This is a genomic window from Actinomycetospora atypica, from assembly GCF_042653685.1.
GTDB lineage: Bacteria > Actinomycetota > Actinomycetes > Mycobacteriales > Pseudonocardiaceae > Actinomycetospora > Actinomycetospora atypica.
Window position 1 is genome coordinate 1 of sequence record NZ_JBHSIV010000083.1, and the last position, 1,226, is coordinate 1,226.

1 protein-coding gene is annotated in these 1,226 nt (G+C 75.3%); it reads right to left on the reverse strand.

The features are described from left to right. A partial coding sequence (locus ACFPBZ_RS29395) for an SRPBCC family protein (protein WP_378039649.1) occupies window positions 1-760 on the reverse strand: 760 nt, incomplete at its 3' end. Between the last annotated feature and the right edge of the window lie 466 nt (window positions 761-1,226).

Below are 1,226 nucleotides of genomic sequence, written 5' to 3' on the forward strand. Positions count from 1 at the left end.
CGCGGCCGGCCGGTGGGCGGTAGCGCAGGTCGACCACGACCTCCGTGCCCCGCCCCCCCGCCGCGTCGCGGAAATGCACCGAGCCCGAGTTGTCCACGTCGGCACCCTCGATGGATCTCCAGGAGAGCACCTCGCTCTCGTGGTCCTCGACGATCTCGGCGTCCCAGCCGACGGTGGACCCGCCCGGACCGGAGGCCTCCCAGTGCGACCGCCCCGCGTCCGTGGCGCGGACCGAGCGCAGGTGCGCCATGAAGTCCGGGAGACGCTCGAGGTCGCGCCAGTGCCGGTACACCTCCGGGCGGGGCCGGTTGACCGTGATCGCGGCGACCGCCCGGCACTCGCCCGCGCCGTCACCGCCTCGACGGGACAGCTCGCGGGCGGTCAGGACGTCCGCGACCGTCACCGCCGTGAGCGCCGTCAGTCCCAGCGCCAGACGGGTCGGGACGGCCCCCCGACGCCTTGCCCCCGTCGCCAGGGCGGCGACGTCGAGCACGTCGCCCGCGACCCGGCTCCACACCCAGCCGGCCGTGCGACGGCCGGCGAGGATCCCGGCGCCGTGTGCCAGCTCCCGGGCCCCGAACACCGACGTGACCGCCCGGACCGCCGCACCGTCCTCCCGGACGCCCGCCAGGCGGGCGACCGTGGCCGGGGCGGCGAGCTGGACCGACCCCAGCGCGAGGCTGAACACCCCCAGCCCCCGGGCGAGGTCGGCCGGCACGTTCCGCCCGGCCCCGGCGCCATCTGACCGTCCTGCTCGCATCGGAGGTCCTCCTCCCGTGGGTACGTCCGACGAGGGTGTCGCCGGGGGACCGTCTCCGCGACGAGGACCGGGCAATCTCGCGCGCCGAGGTCGACGGCGCACCGCCAGGTCCGATCTGCCGGGTCGAGGACATGGCCGGCGGTCGGCCCCCCGCGCCGGTGGGCCGCGTCGGAGATCCTCGGACCGATACGCAGCGCGATGGCGTGCGTCCGAATGGTGGGCAGCCGTGGGCCGGACGTTGACCTGCGGCGGCCGATGCGCTCTCGTGTGCGGATGAGGGACACGGAACGTGATGGGGGCAATTCGGTCGGCGACGATCGGACCTCGCCCGACACGAGTGCCCCGACCGAGAAACAGCTCCGGATCGAGGTCGACAGGCCCGGGGAGGCCCTGTCACGCTCGATCGGCCGGCCGCCCCAGACCCTGCGGAGAGTGACACCACCCGCAGAGGAGCACACGTGAAGGC